At 65.8% G+C, this 17,977-nt stretch carries 12 protein-coding genes; 10 read left to right on the plus strand and 2 right to left on the minus strand.

Annotation, left to right across the window (positions count from 1 at the left end):
* The first annotated feature begins 37 nt into the window (after nucleotides 1-37).
* From coaBC to YY7_RS0135225, 10 genes are all read left to right on the plus strand, one after another.
* A complete protein-coding gene (gene coaBC, locus YY7_RS0135175; RefSeq protein ID WP_028167290.1) occupies nucleotides 38-1,450 on the plus strand; it encodes a bifunctional phosphopantothenoylcysteine decarboxylase/phosphopantothenate--cysteine ligase CoaBC in 1,413 nt (470 codons plus the stop codon).
* On the plus strand, nucleotides 1,447-1,905 hold the full coding sequence (dut, locus tag YY7_RS0135180) for a dUTP diphosphatase (protein ID WP_028167291.1): 459 nt from the start codon (nucleotides 1,447-1,449) through the stop codon (nucleotides 1,903-1,905). Before coaBC ends, dut begins: the two co-directional genes overlap by 4 nt.
* Before the next feature lie 183 nt (nucleotides 1,906-2,088).
* Nucleotides 2,089-4,608 (plus strand): PAS domain-containing sensor histidine kinase, encoded by a 2,520-nt coding sequence (locus tag YY7_RS0135185; RefSeq protein WP_028167292.1) that lies wholly within the window; start codon nucleotides 2,089-2,091, stop codon nucleotides 4,606-4,608.
* Nucleotides 4,605-6,128, plus strand: coding sequence for a tRNA (adenosine(37)-N6)-threonylcarbamoyltransferase complex ATPase subunit type 1 TsaE (gene tsaE, locus YY7_RS0135190; RefSeq protein ID WP_028167293.1), 1,524 nt, complete (start codon nucleotides 4,605-4,607; stop codon nucleotides 6,126-6,128). Before YY7_RS0135185 ends, tsaE begins: the two co-directional genes overlap by 4 nt.
* Nucleotides 6,129-6,233: 105 nt before the next feature.
* The gene (locus YY7_RS0135195) at nucleotides 6,234-6,554 is read left to right on the plus strand and encodes a PilZ domain-containing protein (protein WP_028167294.1); all 321 of its coding nucleotides are present in this window, start codon (nucleotides 6,234-6,236) and stop codon (nucleotides 6,552-6,554) included.
* Nucleotides 6,555-6,796: 242 nt separating this feature from the next.
* The gene (locus YY7_RS0135205; protein WP_028167296.1) at nucleotides 6,797-7,519 is read left to right on the plus strand and encodes a nucleotidyltransferase family protein; all 723 of its coding nucleotides are present in this window, start codon (nucleotides 6,797-6,799) and stop codon (nucleotides 7,517-7,519) included.
* A 174-nt stretch (nucleotides 7,520-7,693) separates the two neighbouring features.
* Entirely contained in the window at nucleotides 7,694-10,840 is a 3,147-nt protein-coding gene (gene addB, locus YY7_RS0135210; RefSeq protein ID WP_028167297.1) for a double-strand break repair protein AddB, read from the plus strand.
* Nucleotides 10,834-14,358 (plus strand): double-strand break repair helicase AddA, encoded by a 3,525-nt coding sequence (addA, locus tag YY7_RS0135215; protein WP_028167298.1) that lies wholly within the window; start codon nucleotides 10,834-10,836, stop codon nucleotides 14,356-14,358. Before addB ends, addA begins: the two co-directional genes overlap by 7 nt.
* A gap of 65 nt (nucleotides 14,359-14,423) precedes the next feature.
* Complete coding sequence (gene trxA / locus YY7_RS0135220) at nucleotides 14,424-14,744, plus strand: thioredoxin (protein WP_027580982.1); 321 nt, start codon at nucleotides 14,424-14,426, stop codon at nucleotides 14,742-14,744.
* A gap of 143 nt (nucleotides 14,745-14,887) precedes the next feature.
* Nucleotides 14,888-15,901, plus strand: a complete 1,014-nt coding sequence (locus YY7_RS0135225) for an ATP-dependent DNA ligase (protein WP_028167299.1) — start codon at nucleotides 14,888-14,890, stop codon at nucleotides 15,899-15,901.
* A 25-nt stretch (nucleotides 15,902-15,926) separates the two neighbouring features.
* On the opposite strand, the gene YY7_RS0135230 is transcribed toward YY7_RS0135225, so the two are convergent.
* Both YY7_RS0135230 and YY7_RS0135235 read right to left on the minus strand, forming a co-directional pair.
* On the minus strand, nucleotides 15,927-16,667 hold the full coding sequence (locus YY7_RS0135230) for a metallophosphoesterase family protein (RefSeq protein ID WP_028167300.1): 741 nt from the start codon (nucleotides 16,665-16,667) through the stop codon (nucleotides 15,927-15,929).
* Between the two features lie 2 nt (nucleotides 16,668-16,669).
* Nucleotides 16,670-17,971 carry a bifunctional folylpolyglutamate synthase/dihydrofolate synthase gene (locus YY7_RS0135235; protein WP_433994547.1) on the minus strand — a complete coding sequence of 434 codons (1,302 nt, stop codon included), beginning with the start codon at nucleotides 17,969-17,971 and terminating at the stop codon, nucleotides 16,670-16,672.
* Nucleotides 17,972-17,977: the final 6 nt, after the last annotated feature.

Raw genomic sequence — 17,977 nt, forward strand, 5'->3', positions numbered from 1 at the left:
ATGACGCTAGCATTGCTGTCAAATCGATGGTGCGGCCATGGCCAATCTGACTATTCGCAAGCTCGATGACGCCGTCCGAGATGAATTGCGCCTACGCGCAGCCCGTAACGGGCGCTCGGTGGAGGACGAGGTCCGGGTCATCCTGGGCGAGGTGGTTGCGGGGCAGCCCTCCGAGGTCCCGCCGGCAGCTCCCGCGTCGCGCCCGCAGGCCGCTGTAGCATCGGCCAACGGCCTGGCCCGCGTCACCCTGATTATCGGCGGCGGCATCGCCGCCTACAAGGCGCTGGACCTGATTCGGCGGCTCAAGGAGCGCCAGATTCACGTCCGCTGCGTGCTGACCGAGGCGGCGCAGCAGTTCGTCACGCCGCTTGCGGCCAGCGCCCTGTCGCATGAGCGCGTCTATACCGACCTGTTCGATCCCGAGAGCGAATTCGATGCCGGCCACATCCGCCTGGCGCGCGAGTGCGACCTGATCGTGGTGGCGCCGGCGACCGCGGACCTGATCGCCAAAATGGCGCATGGCCATGCCGACGATCTCGCCTCCGCGATCCTGCTCGCCGCCAACCGCCCGATCCTGCTGGCGCCGGCAATGAATCCGCTGATGTGGAACAACGCCGCCACCCGCCGCAACGTGCTGCAGCTCCGCCGCGACGGCATCCTGACCGTCGGCCCCAACGCCGGCGAGATGGCGGAGGCGGGCGAAGCCGGCGTCGGGCGGATGGCCGAGCCGACGGAAATCGCCGCCGCTGCCGAACATATCCTGCGCCCGCCGCATCGGCGCCCGCTTCAGGGCAAGCGCGTGCTGATCACCGCAGGGCCAACGCATGAGGCGATCGATCCGGTGCGCTATATCGCCAACCGCTCCTCTGGCAAGCAGGGCTTTGCCATCGCCGCCGCCGCGCGAGATGCCGGCGCCGAGGTCGTCCTGGTCTCGGGGCCGGTCGATCTCGCCGATCCCCCCGGCGTGTCGGTAATCTCTGTGGAATCCGCGCGCGACATGCTGCACCGGGTGGAAGCGGCGCTGCCGGTGGATGTCGCGATCTTCGCGGCCGCGGTCGCCGACTGGCGGGTCGCCAATGAAGGCGAGCAGAAATTGAAGAAGACGACAGCCGGCGTGCCGTCGCTGCAACTGATCGAGAACCCCGACATCCTCGCCACCATCGCCAAGCTGCAGGACAAGCGCCCGCCGCTGGTGATCGGTTTCGCGGCCGAGACCGAGCATCTGATCGACAATGCAAAGGCAAAGATCGCCCGCAAGGGCTGCGACTGGATCGTGGCCAATGATGTTTCGCCGGCCACCGGCGTGATGGGCGGGGACCGCAACACCGTCCATCTGCTGACGCGCGAGGGCGAGGATATCAGCGTCGATTCCTGGCCGGTCATGACCAAGGAACAGGTCGCCACCGAACTGGTGGCGCGGATCGCGAAGGCTGTGGAGACAAAATCGTGAGTGCGACAATCAAGGTCGATGTCAGGCAATTGCCGCATGGCGAAGACCTTCCGCTGCCGACCTACCAGACCGCCGATGCCGCCGGGCTCGATCTGCTCGCCGCAGTGCCCGAAGAAACGCCGCTGGTGCTCGCATCAGGCAAATATGCGATGGTTCCGACCGGGCTGACGATCGCGCTGCCGCCGGGCTATGAGGCGCAGGTGCGGCCACGCTCGGGACTTGCCGCCAAGCACGGCGTGACCGTGTTGAATTCGCCTGGTACCATCGACGCCGACTATCGCGGCGAGATCAACGTGCTCCTGATCAATCACGGCGAGGCGCCATTTTCGATCCGACGCGGCGAGCGCATCGCGCAGATGGTGATCGCACCGGTCGTGCAGGCGGAACTGGTTCCCGTGACCGTGCTGTCCAGTACCGAACGAGGCAGCGGCGGCTTCGGCTCGACCGGGCGATAAGCCATTCGAATGCGGATAAAATTTGCGCTGGCGCATGAATTGAGCCCCGCATTTTTCACAGCGTGTCTTGCGTTCACGATCTGGACTCTTACTCGCTGAGTCAGCTTGAGGATATGCTTCCTCGATTCGTGAGCACGGCGGGGGTCTAACGCCGGGCTGAAGTCGTGCGTTCTGGGGCAAATTATGTCAGGCGTGGTCGCCGCAATGCGTCGAAGCCTGCTGTCGTGCACCTCGCTGGCGCGCGACGGCCTGATGGGGCTCGCCGCTACATTGGCGCTGCCCACGGGATCGGCGCGCGCCGGTGACTGGCTGTTCGAGCCGGCGATCTCGGCGTGGTTCGACCTCGATCACCAGGAATTCGTTCTTTTCACCGCCGCGGTTGCGTTGCTCGGCTTTTCCGTGGTCGCCGCGATCCTCTTGATGCGCACGCGCGCTCGCGCCAGCCGGAGCGAGGGGCGCCTGCGCGCCGAGATCGCCGATCTGCAGGCCCAATCCGATCGTCTGCGCGCGCTGCTGTTTGCCGAGCCGCAGGTCCTGATCTCCTGGGCGGCCGGCGACAATCGCCCCGAGATCAGCGGCGACATCGCATTGCTGACCTCGCAGGAGGCGACCCAGACCTCGCCCCAGCGCGTGCTGGCATTCGGAACCTGGCTGCCGCCGGAACCGGCGCTGCAGATGGACCACGCGGTCGACGCGCTGCGGGAGGCCGGCCAGGGCTTTCTGCTCAACCTCACGACCGCGAACGGCCGCGCGATCGAGGCCATGGGTCGCGCCATCGGCGGCCAGGCGATCGTGCGGATGCGCGAGCTCGGCGGCTTGCGCCGCGAATTGGCCGAGGCCAATCTGCGCTACAAGATGCTGCAGGAGGAAACCGAACTGCTGCGCGATTTCGCCGCCGCCGCACCCTGGCCGATCTGGGCCAAGAATGCGCAGGACGATCTGCGCTATGCCAATACGGCCTATCTGCGGGCGACCGAGGGCGCGAGCATCGCGGATGCAATCACGCGCAATCTCGAGCTCCTGGAGAACGATCAGCGGGTCGAGATGGCCAAGGCGCTGCACGAATATGCAACCTATGCCGCGCGACTGCCGATCGTGGTCGGCGGCGAGCGGCGGATCTACGACGTGCAGGCGATGAAGCTTGCCGGCGGCAGCGCCGGCATCGCCATCGACGCCAGCGAGGTCGCCGCCCTGCGCGCCGCGCTCACCCGGATGGCGGAAGCGCATCGCCGCACCCTCGACCAGCTCTCTTCCGGCGTCGCCGTGTTCGACGCCGACCGGCGGCTCGCCTTCTACAACGAATCCTATCGCCGCCTCTGGGATCTCGATCAGGCATTCCTCGATAGCAACCCGGACGATTCCAGCGTCCTCGATCGGCTGCGCGCCGCGCGCAAGCTGCCGGAGCAGCCGGACTTCCGCGCCTGGAAGGCCAAGCTGCACGAAGCCTATCGCGCGGTCGAATCGGAGAGCTACACCTGGTTCCTGCCGGACGGCCGCGCGGTCAGTGTCGTCACCACGCCGAACCTCGAAGGCGGCGTCACCTATCTCTTCGACAACGTCACCGAAAGTCTCGACCTGGCGCGTCGCTTCGACGGCCTGATCCGGGTCCAGCACGAGACCCTCGACAACCTCAACGAAGCAGTCGCGGTGTTCGGCAGCAATGGCCGGGTGCAGTTGTTCAACCCGGCATTTGAGAAGATGTGGCGGCTGCCGGCGGATGCGCTGCGCGAGCAGCCGCATATCGAGACCGTGGAAGCGCTGTGCAGGCCGCTGTTCGACGATCCGATCGTCTGGCGCGCGCTGCGCGAGGCGATCACTGCGATCGAGAACCGGGCCCAGGTTGCGCTGAAGCTCGAGCGCAAGGACGGCAGCGTGCTGCATTGCATGACCATGCCGCTGCCCGACGGCGCGACCATGCTGACGTTCCAGGACATCACCGACACCGAGAATGTCGAACGCGCGCTACGCGAGCGCAACGAGGCGCTGGAAGCGGCCGACCAGATGAAGGTCGATTTCGTCCACCACGTGTCCTACGAATTGCGCGCGCCGCTCACCACCATCATCGGCTTTGCGCATTTCCTGTCTGATCCCTCGACCGGACCGCTCAACGCGAAGCAGGCCGAATATCTCGACTACGTCACCAAATCGACCAACGCGTTGCTCGCGCTCACCAACAACATCCTCGATCTCGCCACCATCGATGCCGGCGCGATGACGCTCGAGCTCGGCTCCGTCGATATCGGCAAGACGATCGAGGCCGCGGCCGAAGGCATCCAGGACCGGCTCGCGACCGACCGCATCACGCTCAAGGTCGACATCGAGCCCAATATCGGTGAATTCATCGGCGACGAACGCCGCGTGGTGCAGGTGCTCTATAACCTGCTCGCCAACGCCGTCGGCTTCTCCCCGCATGACGGGACGGTCACGATCTCTGCGCGACGTGCCGACCACAGCGTCGTATTCGCGGTGACCGACACCGGCCCGGGCATCGCGCCTGAGGTCAAGGACAAGGTATTCAACTGGTTCGAGAGCCATTCCCATGGCTCGCGGCACCGTGGCGCCGGCCTCGGCCTGTCGCTGGTGCGCTCCTTCGTCGAGTTGCATGGCGGCAAGGTCCGCGTCGATTCGACTGTCGGCAACGGCACGACCGTGACCTGCATCTTCCCGGTCGACCAGAACGCGCATCGCAACGCCGCCGAATGATTGTCACCAGCACATTCTCGGTCGCACTCGCCAATGAGGCGGCGACCGCGCATCTGATGGCGGATCTCGCGCTCTTGATCGGCCCCGGCGAAGTCATCGCGCTCTCCGGCGATCTCGGCGCTGGCAAGACCGCCGCGGCCCGCGCGTTGATCCGCTATCTCGCCACCGATGATACGCTGGAAGTGCCGAGCCCGACCTTCACGCTGGCGCAAACCTACGAGTTGCCGGCGTTCCCGCTTGTTCATGCCGATCTCTACCGCATCAATGACGCGAGCGAACTCGAGGAGATCGGGCTGTCGCCCTTGCCTGACGGCGCGGTAGCGCTGATCGAATGGCCGGAGCGCGCACCGGATGCCTTGCCGCCGGATCGTATCGACATCGCGCTGAGCCACCGGCCGGCGCTGGGATCGAACGCGCGGGCGGCCGAGATCACCGGCCACGGCAAGGCCGCCGCCGTCGTCACGCGGCTGAAGGCGCTGCGCCAATTCCTCGACAATGCCGGCTACATCGACGCGCGGCGCGAGCGCATGCCGGGCGATGCCTCGACCCGCTCCTACGCCCGGCTGTTCGACGACAATGGCAGCGTCATCCTGATGAACTCGCCGCGCCGCCCCGACGGGCCGCCGATCTATGACGGCAAGCCCTACAGCGCCGCCGTCCATCTCGCCGAGGACGTCAAGCCGTTCGTCGCCATCGACAACGGACTGCGCGAGCGCGGCTTCTCCGCACCCGCGATCCGCCACTCCGACATCGATCTGGGATTCCTGATCACCGAGGACTTCGGCAAGGACGGCGTCGTCGAAGGCAACCCGCCGGCGCCGATCACCGAGCGCTATGAAGCCGCGACCGACATGCTGGCAGCCCTGCATCGCGAGAAGCTGCCAGAGGAGCTGCCACTGTCGCCGCAGCTCACCTACGACATCCCCGTCTTCGACATCGATGCATGGCTGATCGAGCTGGGCTTGATGATCGAGTGGTACTTGCCGCAGCGCGGCGTCACCCTCGCATCGGATTTACGCAATGAATTTCTTGCGATGTGGCGAACGCTCCTGGAAAAGCCGGCCGCGGCGCCGCGGACCTGGGTGCTCCGCGACTTCCACTCGCCCAACCTGATCTGGCTCGGCGAGCGCACCGGCATCCTGCGGGTCGGCCTGATCGACTTCCAGGACGCGGTGCTGGGACCTGCCACTTACGACCTGGTGTCGCTGCTCCAGGACGCGCGGATCGACGTGCCCGAGCAGCTCGAGCTCACACTGCTCTCCCGTTACATCAAGGCGCGGCGGGCCACCGAGGAGCATTTCGACGCGGCCAGCTTCGCCGAGCTCTACGCGATCATGTCGGCCCAGCGTAACACGCGTCTGCTGGGCACGTTTGCGCGGCTCAACGGGCGGGACGGCAAGCCGCATTATCTCAAGCACCAGCCGCGGATCTGGACTTACCTTACTCGTTCACTGGCCCACCCGGCGCTGGCCGGCCTTCGCGAATGGTACGCGGCCCACGTTCCGCCGCCGGTTTCCTGATTTACCCCCTGTTAGCCCGAGCCGCCCTAGTGTGACACACGCTCGGGATGCAGAGCGGCTGGATCATGTTCAGGATCATGATCGAGGTTAAGGATTGAGTCGGCCATGAAAGCAGAACGGCGCCGCGGCGAGCGTGTCACCTTCGAACGCGGCATTCCCGCGCACATGATGGGGATCGATGGCACGTGGCGGCGCGACTGCACCATGGAAGACGTTTCCGAGACGGGCGCTAAACTGACGGTCGAGGGCTCGGTGGAGGGCCTGCACCTGAAGGAGTTCTTCCTGCTGCTGTCATCGACCGGGCTTGCCTATCGCCGCTGCGAATTGTCCTGGGTCAACGGCGATCAGATCGGGGTCAATTTCCTCAAGCAAGGTGACAAGAAGAAGAAGGCGGGCAAGCGCGGCTCGCAACCCGCCGAGGTCTGAACACTGCTGTTTTAGAGCATGATCCGGAAAAGTGGAGACCGGTTTTCCGAAAAGATCATGCTCAAACAAAGAGATGAGATCATGATCCCGATTTTGTCGAATCGGATCATGATTCAGGACGTTTTCTTTCCCGTCGCACGGGCGTCATGTCCGGCGACTATCGCGTCGACCTTATGCGCGCCCCAAATCGGCGTGATAGGATAGCGCGCGTCACGATTTGAACGGTTCGAGAGCCCGGAAGAATGTCCGTCACCCCCCGTAGAGCCATGGTCCTCGCCGCTGGTCTCGGCCTGCGCATGCGGCCTTTGACCGACCATATGCCGAAGCCGCTGGTGAGCGTGGCGGGGCAGCCGCTGCTCGATCATGTCCTGGACAAGCTTGCCGCTGCCGGCGTGAGCGAGGCCGTGGTCAATGTGCACTATCTGCCCGACCAGATCATCGAGCACGTCAAGACGCGGAAGCAGCCGCGCGTGATCATCTCGGACGAGCGAGACAAGGTGCTGGGCACTGGCGGCGCGGTGGTGAAGGCGTTGCCGCTGCTCGGGCGTGAGCCGTTCTTCCACGTCAACTCCGACACCATGTGGATCGATGGCGTGCGGCCGAACCTGGCGCGGCTCGCGGAGACCTTCGATCCTGCGAAAATGGATATTCTGCTGCTGATGGCGCCAACCGCGAGCAGCATCGGCTATGGCGGCCGCGGCGACTATTCCATGCTGCCGGACGGCGCCTTGCGCAAGCGGCGGGAACAGCAGGTGGTGCCGTTCGTCTATGCCGGCGCCGCCATCATGTCGCCGTCGATCTTTGCGGACGCCCCCGCGGGCGAGTTCTCGCTGACCAGGCTTTTTGACCGTGCCAACGAGCAGGAACGGCTGTTCGGCCTCAGACTCGACGGTGTCTGGATGCATGTCGGAACCCCCGACGCCGTGCAAGCCGCGGAAGAAGCATTTTTGGAAAGCGTGGCGTAGGACACTCGTCGTCCCGGCGAAGGCCGGGACCCATAACCACCGGTGTTGGTTGTGGACGAAATAGCGGCCCCAGCCTGCACAATACCCACATTTGTGGTTATGGGTCCCGGCCTTCGCCGGGACGACGTGGAAAGAGATGCCTATATTGGCGCCTGATTCCGAATCAGGCTCCTCATGCGCGTTTTCAGCGTCCCCCTCTCCGTCCCGTTCCTGCGTACCGTCATCGCCGCGCTGGTTGACGGTCGCCTGGTCAGGGGATTCGACGCGCGCGGCAATCCCGAACGGCTGGCTGACGCGACGCTCTATCTGCCGACCCGGCGCGCGGGCCGGCTTGCGCGGGAGATCTTCCTCGATGTCCTGGACACGGATGCCGCTGTGCTGCCGCGCATCATTGCGCTTGGCGACATCGACGAGGATGAACTCGCTTTCGCGGAAGAGGCGGAACAATTCAGCGGCGCAGCGCCGCTGGAGATTCCGCCCAAGCTTGGCGAGCTCGAGCGGCGGCTGACATTGGCGAGGCTGGTCGCGGCCTGGGCCAAGAGCCCGGTGACCGCGCCGCAGGTGGTCGGCGGCCCCGCATCGACGCTGCAGCTCGCCGGCGATCTCGCGCGGCTGATGGACGACATGGTGACGCGCGGCGTCGAGTGGAGCGCGCTCGACAGGCTGGTGCCCGATCAGCTTGACCAATATTGGCAGCATTCGCTGGATTTCCTGCGGATCGCGCGCGTGGCTTGGCCAGCCTATCTCGCCGAGGTCGGCCGTATCGAGCCGGCGGCGCGGCGCGACCTCTTGATCTCGGCCGAAACCGCGCGACTGACCGCACAATCCGATGGTCCCGTGATCGCGGCGGGCTCGACCGGTTCGATGCCGACGACCGCCAAGTTTCTCCACGCGGTAGCCAAGCTGCCGCACGGCGCGGTCGTGCTTCCCGGGCTCGATACCGATCTTGATGAAGAGTCCTGGGAGACGATCGGCGGCATGCGCGATGCCAAGGGCAAATTCACCACGCCGCCCGCATCGAACCATCCGCAATTCGCCATGCACGCGCTGCTCGATCGCTTCGCGATCAAGCGCGACGAGGTGGAGATTCTGGGCGCGCCGGCACCACGCGGGCGCGAGATGCTGATGTCGGAAACGATGCGGCCGTCCAGTGCCACGGCGCAATGGCACGACCGGCTGGAGCAGCCCGAGATCGCGGAGAAGATTTCCGCCGGCATGAACGGCATCGCCGTGGTGGAGGCGCCGAATCCGGAGATGGAAGCGCTCGCCATCGCCATTGCCATGCGCGAGGCGAGGCATCTCAATAAATCCGCCGCACTGGTCACGCCGGACCGCGCCTTGGCGCGGCGGGTGATGGCAGCACTGACGCGCTGGAATCTCGAATTCGACGATTCCGGCGGTGAAGCGCTGATGGACACGCCATCGGGCGTTTTCGCCCGCCTCACCGCGGAAGCCGCGACCAAAGGATTGGAGCCACCGACGCTGCTCGCGCTCTTGAAACATCCGCTGTTCCGGCTCGGCGCCGCGCCGGGCGCCTACCTTCGCGCGACCGAAGTCTTGGAGCTGGCGCTCTTGCGCGGCACGCGGCCGCAAGCCGGCAGCGAAGGCCTCGCCCGCGACTTCGAACGCTTCCGCAGCGAACTCGCCAAGCTGCGCCGCGGCGAGACCTCATCGCTTCATGCCCTCGAACAACGGACCCGGCTCCGCGACGTCGAGCTCGACCAGGCGCAGTCGCTGATATCAAAGCTGAGGGCCGCGCTTGCACCGCTTGAAAGTCTCAGCGCATCCAAGCCGTACGATTTTGCCGAGTTGGCGCTCCGTCATCGCGAGGCTCTCACTGCGTTGTCCTGCGATCAGCACGGCATCGCCGTCGCCTTCGAAGAGCAGGCCGGTTCCGTGCTCGCATCCGCATTCGATGATCTCGTGGGCGCCAAGAAGCTGAGCGGCGTGATGGTCCCGCTCTCCGATTATCCCGACGTCTTCCAGACTGCGTTTGCCGACCGCATGGTGCGTCGCCCGGAATCGCCGCGCGCGCAACTGCACATCTTCGGCCAGCTCGAAGCGCGACTGACGGAGACCGATCGCGTGATCCTTGGCGGGCTCGTCGAAGGCGTCTGGCCGCCGGCGCCGCGGATCGATCCCTGGCTCAGCCGGCCGATGCGGCACGAGCTCGGTCTCGACCTGCCGGAACGGCGTATCGGCCTTTCCGCACATGACTTTGCGCAACTGCTCGGCACTGACGATGTGATCCTCAGCCACTCGGCCAAGGTCGGCGGCGCGCCGGCGGTGGCCTCGCGCTTCCTGCACAGACTGGAAGCGGTCGCGGGCGAGGCGCGCTGGAAGGCTGCGAAAGCAGCGGGCGAGACATACGTCCATTACGCCGCCGAGCTCGACCGGCCGGACAAGGTCGAGCCGATCGCACAGCCCGCGCCGAAGCCGCCGCTGGCGACTAGGCCGCTCAAGATGTCGGTGACCGCGATCGAGGACTGGCTGCGCGATCCCTATACGATCTACGCAAGATATATCCTGCGGCTCGATCCGCTCGATCCCGTCGACATGCCGCTGTCGGCGGCCGATCGCGGCTCGGCGATCCACGCTGCGCTCGGCGAATTCACGCAAAGCTTCGCCGCCGCGCTGCCGGACGATCCGCTGCGCGCCCTGCGCGAGATTGGCGGCAAGCATTTTGCGCCGTTGATGGAGCGGCCGGAAGCACGGGCGCTGTGGTGGCCGCGCTTCCAGCGCATCGCGGCATGGTTTGCCGAATGGGAGACCGCGCGGCGCGGCAATATCGCCGCCATCAGCGCCGAGATCCGTGGCGAGATCGGCATCCCCCTCGACAACGCGCGCACCTTTACACTTTCGGCGCGCGCCGACCGGATCGAGCGCCGCGGCGATGGCTCGTTCGCCATCCTCGACTACAAGACCGGACAGCCGCCGACAGGCAAGCAGGTACGCATGGGACTGTCGCCGCAGCTCACGCTGGAAGCCGCGATCCTGCGCGAGGGCGGCTTTGAGGGCATTCCCGCTGCCGCGTCTGTCGGCGAGCTCACCTATGTCAGGCTCAGCGGCAACAACCCGCCGGGCGAGCAACGAACATTGGAACTGAAAATCAGGCCGGGCGATACGCCGCAATCGCCCGACGATGCCGCCGACCACGCGCGGAAGGAGCTGGAAAAACTGATCCGCCAGTTCGAGGACGAGAACCAGGCCTACACCTCGCTGAATCTCTCGATGTGGGCCAACCGCTACGGCACCTATGACGACCTCGCCCGCATCAAGGAATGGTCCGCGGCCGGCGGCCTCGGAGTAGAAGAATGGTGAAAGCGCCGCGCCCCATTCCCGACGCGGTGCGCGCCACGCAGGCGCGCGCGTCCGATCCCAAGGCGTCCGCCTTCGTGTCCGCCAATGCCGGTTCGGGCAAGACCCATGTGCTGGTGCAGCGCGTGATCCGGCTGCTGCTGGAGGGCACACCGCCGGAAAAGATCCTCTGCATCACCTTCACCAAGGCGGCCGCGGCCAACATGGCCGAGCGGGTGTTTTCCACGCTCGGCCATTGGGTCACCCTCGACGATACGGCGCTGGACGCCGCGATCCGCGAAGCCGGCATTGCCCATCCCAATGTGAGGCTCCGACGGGAAGCGCGAAAGCTGTTCGCCTGCGCGCTGGAGACGCCGGGCGGGCTGAAGGTGCAGACCATCCATGCGCTATGCACCCGCCTGCTGCAGCAGTTCCCGTTCGAGGCCAATGTGCCGGCGCGGTTCGCCGTGCTCGACGAGCGCGACCAGAACGAGATGATGGAGCGCGCCAATCTCGCGGTGCTGTTGGAAGCCTCGCGCAATCCCGACAGCGCCACCGGGCGTGCGTTGATGGTGGCGATGGCGAGCGCGGCCGACGTCACCTTCAAGGACGTGGTGCGCGAAGCCTGCCTCAGCCGCGATCATTTCATGGCCTGGACCGATGCCGCGGGCAGCGCGGTGGCCGCCGCCGGCCAGATGTCGGCAGCGCTTGGCGTCGCCGCTGATGATTCGATCGAGGACGTCGAGCGCGCGATCCTGGATGGTCCCTATCTGCCACGCGCGCGCTGGGAGGACATTGCGCTCGTCCTCGACACCGGCAACAAGTCCGACCAGGATCAGGCGTCACGCCTGCGTGAGGCGCTGGTCTTCACCGGCAGCGCGCAGGTCGATGCCTATCTCGGCGTCTTCCTCACCGACGCCGACCGCACGCCGCGCAAGTCGGTGGTGACGAAGAAATTCTTCGACAACAATCCCGCCATCGGTCGGCTGTTCGAAGCAGAAAGCCAGCGCATCCATCCGCTGATCGAGCGCCGCCGCGCCGTGACGATCCGCGACCGCACCGAGGCGCTGCTGCATATCGCGACTGCAGCGGCTGCGAACTATCGCCGCGAAAAGCTGGAGCGCGGCCTGCTCGATTATGACGACCTCATCGACAAGACGCTCGAGATGCTCGACCGCGTCTCCTCGGGCTGGGTGCACTACAAGCTCGACCGCGGCGTCGATCATGTGCTGATCGACGAGGCGCAGGATACCAGTCCCAAGCAATGGGACATCGTCGCGCACATCATCTCCGAATTCACCTCCGGCGCCGGCGCGCGCGACGGTGTGGTCCGCACCGTGTTCGCGGTCGGCGACGAGAAGCAGTCGATTTTCTCCTTCCAGGGCGCGGCCCCGCATGAATTCGATCTGCGCCGCCGGGAGCTGAAGAAGAAGTTCGAGGATGCCGGGCTGAAATTCGATCCTGTTTCCTTCACCTATTCGTTCCGTTCGGGACCCGCGATCCTGCAATCGGTCGACCACGTGTTCCGTGAGCAGGAGATTTATCGCAGCATCCATGCGGTCGAGAATGGCTATCCGCTCCACAATGCGCTCGCCGACGCCGGTCCCAGCATGATCGAACTCTGGGAGCTCGCGGAAGCCGACGACAGGCAGGACATCGAGGGCTGGCGCGCGCCGTTCGACGGCGTCTCCGTCACCAGCCCGGAAGTGAAACTGGCAAAGCGCATCCAGGCCGAGGTCAGGCGGCTGGTGGAAAGCGGCACCATGACCGGCAGCCGCGGCAACCGCCGGCCGCTCACTTACGGCGATGTGCTGGTGCTGGTGCGCAGGCGCGGCAACGCGTTCGATGCCGTGATCCAGGCGCTGAAGCACGCCAATATCCCGGTCGCCGGCGCCGACCGGCTGAAATTGACCGAGCACATCGCGATCATCGATTTGATGAACCTCGCCGACGCGCTGCTGCTGCCACAGGACGATCTGGCGCTGGCGGTCGCGCTGAAGAGCCCGCTGTTCGGCCTCGACGACGACGATCTGTTCAAGCTGGCCTGGGAGCGCAAGGGATCGCTGCGCCACGCGCTGGCGCTGCATGGGGCGACCGATGAGCGCCTCGCGGCCGCGCTGAAACGGCTCGAACGATGCGAGCGGCGCTTTGCGGACTCTACGCCGTTCGCCTTCTATGCTTGGCTGCTTGGCGGCGAAGGCGGGCGGGCGCGCATCCTGCGTCGCCTCGGCCATGAGGCCAATGATGCGCTCGACGAATTCCTTGAGCTTGCGCTGGCCTATGAGCGCAAGGCACCCAGCTCGCTGCAGGGCTTCGTGGCCTGGCTGCGTGCCGCCGACACCGAGGTGAAGCGCGACATGGAGATTTCGCGCGACGAGGTGCGCGTGATGACCGTGCACGGCGCCAAGGGGCTGGAAGCCTCCGTCGTGTTCCTGGTGGACACCACCACCTCGCCCGCGGACACGCAGCGGCTGCGGCTGATCCATCTGCCACAGGACAACGGCGCGCCGCACGGGCCCGGCGTCGTGGTCTGGGCCGGCCGCAAGGCCGAAGACCCCGGCCCCGTCGCCAAGGCGCGCGAGGCGATGCTGGAAGAGACCGAGGACGAATATCGCCGCCTGCTCTACGTCGCGATGACCCGGGCTGCAGATCGATTGATCGTTGGCGGCTGCCTGCCCGGCAACATGAAAAAGGTCCGGACTTCCTCCTGGTATGACCTGATCGACAAGGGCCTCGCCAATTCCGACCTCAGCTTGCAGGAGATCGAGACCCCGGCGGGCCTGGTGAAGCGTTATTTTCGGCCCGATGATGCCGATGCGACGACCGGCGTCACGGTGTCGGGGGCGCCGCAGCCGATCGAACTGCCGTCCTGGCTGCAGCGGCCGGCGCCGACTGAACTCGCCGCCGACAGCCGGCTGCGGCCATCCGACCCCAGCGACGACAGCCGCCGCGTCCGCAGCGGCGAGCAGCTCGTGCTGCGTGCCCGCGCCATCCAGCGCGGCACGCTGGTGCACCGGCTGTTGCAGTCGCTGCCGGATATCGCACCCGAGCGCCGACGCGGCGCAGCGCTCGCCTATCTCGAACGCAATGCCGAGGATTGGACAGAGCAGGAGCGCGCGGCGCTGGCCGAAAGCATGCTGGCCCTGATCGCCGATCCCCGTTTTGCCCCGGTGTTCGCGGCCGGAAGCCGGGCGGAAGTGTCCATCGTCGGCCGGCTGGACCAGCCCGGGCGATCGCCGGCGCTGGTATCCGGCCAGATCGACCGGCTGGTGGTGACGCCGGACCAAATCCTGATCGTCGACTTCAAGACCAACCACGCCCCGCCGAAAACTGCGGCCGAGGCGCCGCGGGGCTACATCCGGCAGCTCGCGCTCTACCGGGCCGTGCTGCGCAAGCTTTATCCCGGACGTCCTGTCCGTGCCGCCCTGCTCTGGACCGAAAGTACTGAAATGATGGAGATTTCTTCCTCCGCGCTGGACAGGGAGCTGGCATCCCATCATGCTGGCGTGACCGAGCTTGACCCGGCAGGGGTGCGTTCATAGGTTTGTCGTACGATTCCGGCGCGACTCAAATCCCGCCTTTTTCTTCCAACCGAACGAGGTACCCCATGGCCGTTGGCAAGGTTTCTGACGCCAATTTCGAAGCCGAAGTGCTCAACGCGACCGGACCTGTCGTGGTCGATTTCTGGGCCGAATGGTGCGGCCCCTGCCGCATGATCGCGCCCGCGCTGGACGAGATCGCGGGTTCGATGGGCGACAAGGTCAAGATCGTGAAGCTCAACGTCGACGAGAGCCCGAAGACGGCTTCTAAATATGGCGTGATGTCGATCCCGACCCTGATGATTTTCAAGGGCGGCGAGATGGCCTCGCGCCAGGTCGGCGCGGCACCGAAGGCGAAGCTGCAGCAGTGGATTTCCGCTGCGGTCTGATCCGTCTCCTTAGAATAATTTTCGACAACGGCCGGCGGATAGCCGGCCGTTTGCGTTGAGGGGGCGTGTGTTGCGTTTGAAGGCCCTCGCCCGTGCCGTCTCCTCGTCGAAAGATCGCTTCCGATTCCGCCGCGCTGGTCGCGATGGAGGCCCGTTCGGTCGATGCGATCCCGCGCGGGGACGAATGGCAATATGAGCCGAAATGGGATGGCTTCCGCTGCCTGCTCGCGCGTCAGGGCGAAAACGTCGACCTGCGCTCCAAGTCCGGCGAAGATCTCGGCCGTTATTTCCCGGAGCTGATCGCCGCTGCGCTCGAGTTGAAGGCGACTTCGTTCCTGCTCGACGGCGAAATTGTCGTGCCGCATGGCAAGACGTTCTCGTTCGACGATCTGCTGCAGCGGATTCATCCCGCTGCCAGCCGCATCAAGAAGCTGGCGCACGAAACGCCGGCGCTGTTCATCGCCTTCGACCTGCTCGCGACGGCCACAGAGAAGAAGCTTTCCGCCGAGCCGTTGAGCCAACGACGCCCAACGCTCGAAACCTTCGCCAAAGCGCACTTCAAGTCCACTCCAACATTTCGGCTATCGCCCGTCACCACAAGCTACGCCACGGCTGTGAAGTGGCTGAAGCAATCGGGCGGCGGCTTCGACGGCGTGATCGCCAAGCGCATCGACCTGCCCTATCAGGCGGGCAAGCGCGAGGGCATGCAGAAGATCAAGAAATTCCGCAGCGCCGATTGCGTCGTCGGCGGCTTTCGCTACGCGACCAACAAGATAGGCGGCCGGAACGTCGTCGGCTCGCTCCTGCTCGGCCTCTATGACGATGACGGCCTGTTGCACCATGTCGGCTTCACCTCCGCCATCAAGCGCGAGGAGAAGCCGGCGCTGACCTCAAAGCTGGAGACGCTGATCGCAAAGCCCGGCTTCACCGGGAATGCGCCGGGTGGCCCGAGCCGCTGGTCTACCGAACGCTCCGCGCAATGGTGTCCGCTGAAGCCGAAACTGGTGATGGAGGTCTGCTACGATCATTTCAGCGGCGAGCGCTTCCGCCACGGCACCTCGATCCTGCGCTGGCGCCCGGACAAGGCACCGCGGCAATGCACCTTCGAGCAGTTGAAGCAGAAGGCCGTCGATCCGATGAAATTGCTGAAGACGTAGCGGCCGTAGTCCGGACAGAGCGGAGTTAACGAATCCACCCCGTCGCCAGCGCAGATGCCAGTTCCAACTGGCCATTCTCGCGCGCCAGCGCCGCCATCGCATCGTGGTCATAGGGCACATGACGGAAAGTGACCCGCCAGGCACCATCGGCCAATTCCAGGACCGCGTAGCGCGCGTCGGGCGTGCCCGCCTCCACGACATGCTTGTACGGATGGACGTCCCGATAGCCGGGCGAGCCGACGCTGCCGGGATTGACGATCAGGCGCCCGTCGCGCAGCCGCACCGCGCGTGCCAGATGACTGTGGCCGCAGAGGATCAGCGGCTGCGTGACGCCACTCGCGGCCTGCTCGATCGCCTCCAGTGCCGCCATCCGCACGGTGCCGTCGGGCAGCACCGTTTCCAGCCAATAGACCTCGTCGCTTGCCGGCGTCGCATGGCAGAGAAAGACCTGATCGCGGAACACACGCGTTGCCGGCACCGCACGCAGCCAGTCGAGATGGCTTTGATCGAGTTGCGCGTACGCCGGCCGGTCCCACGAACCCATCTTCTCCGGCGGCCGATCGATGAGATAGCGATCGTGATTGCCAATTACGTGAACGGCACCGAGCGCCATCAGCGTGTCCATCGTCCGCCGCGCGTCCAGCGGACCGCTCGCCATGTCGCCGAGATTGACGATCTCGGCGATCCCCTGCGCGCGGATATCAGCAACCACAGCTTCCAGCGCCAGATAGTTGCCGTGCACGTCGGCGATGGCGGCAAAGCGCAGCGTCATGTCGGCGGCGTGCCGTTCACGTCGAGCACATGGCCGGCGAGATAGAGCGAGCCGGTGATCAGGATGCGCGGCGGCACCTCGTAAGCAAGCTGCGAAAGCGCATGCAGCGCGGCCTCCACGCTCGCTGCGATCTCGACGCGCATGCCGAACGCGCGCGCCGCATCCGCCAGCCGGTCCGGCGGCATCGCGCCCGCACGGCCCGGAATCTCGACCGCGATGATGTGGCGCGTCAGACCGGCGAAATTGGCCAGGAAGCCGGATGCATCCTTGTTCGCCATCATGCCGGCGATCACCACCAGCGGACGCGACACGCGCTCTTCGAGATCGCCGACCGCAGTGGCCGCCACGCGACCGCCTTCGGCATTGTGTCCGCCATCGAGCCAGATCTCGGAGCCCGGCGGCGCCAGATTGACCAGCGCACCCGACGCCAGCCGCTGCATTCGCGCCGGCCACTCGGCATTGACGATGCCGGCCTCGAACGAAGCGATCCCGATCTTGAACGCATCGATCGCACGCAGCGTCGCGATCGCAAGCCCCGCATTGTCGAACTGGTGACGGCCGAACAGTTTTGGCGCTGCCAGATCCATCAGGCCGCGGTCATCCTGATAGACCAGCCGGCCGCGCTCGACCCCGACATGCCATTGCTGTCCGGCCACGTGCAGTGGGGCCCGTCGGCGCGCCGCCTGAGCCTCGACGACGGTCATCGCATCAGGCGACTGCTCGGCACAGATCACCGGCACGCCGCGCTTGATGATCGCGGCCTTCTCGCCTGCGATCGCGGTCAGTGTGTCGCCGAGGAATTCGGTGTGATCCATGCTGATCGGCGCGATGACGGAGGCAAGCGGCGTCTCGACCACATTGGTCGAATCCAGCCTGCCGCCGAGACCGACCTCCAGCAGCGTGACGTCGGCCGCATGCTGGGCGAACAGGCAGAACGCCGCCGCGGTCTCGATCTCGAAGATCGTGATCGGCTGGCCGTCATTGACCCGTTCGCAATGCTCGAGCACCGCGCGCAATTCATCATCGCTAACAAGCACGCCGCCACCGACGCGGCCGAGCCGATAGCACTCATTCAGCCGCACCAGATAGGGCGAGGTGAAGACATGCACACGCAAGCCGGCTGCTTCCAGGATCGCACGCAAATAAGCGATCGTGGAGCCCTTGCCGTTGGTGCCGGCAACATGGATCACCGGCGGCAGCTTGCGCTCGGGATGATCGAGCCGCGCGAGCAGGGCGTGCATGCGATCGAGGCTGAGATCGATCGTCTTCGGATGCAGCGCCGACAGGCGCGCAACCAGCTCGCC

The sequence above is a fragment of the Bradyrhizobium elkanii WSM2783 genome (assembly GCF_000472865.1).
Classification (GTDB): domain Bacteria; phylum Pseudomonadota; class Alphaproteobacteria; order Rhizobiales; family Xanthobacteraceae; genus Bradyrhizobium; species Bradyrhizobium elkanii_A.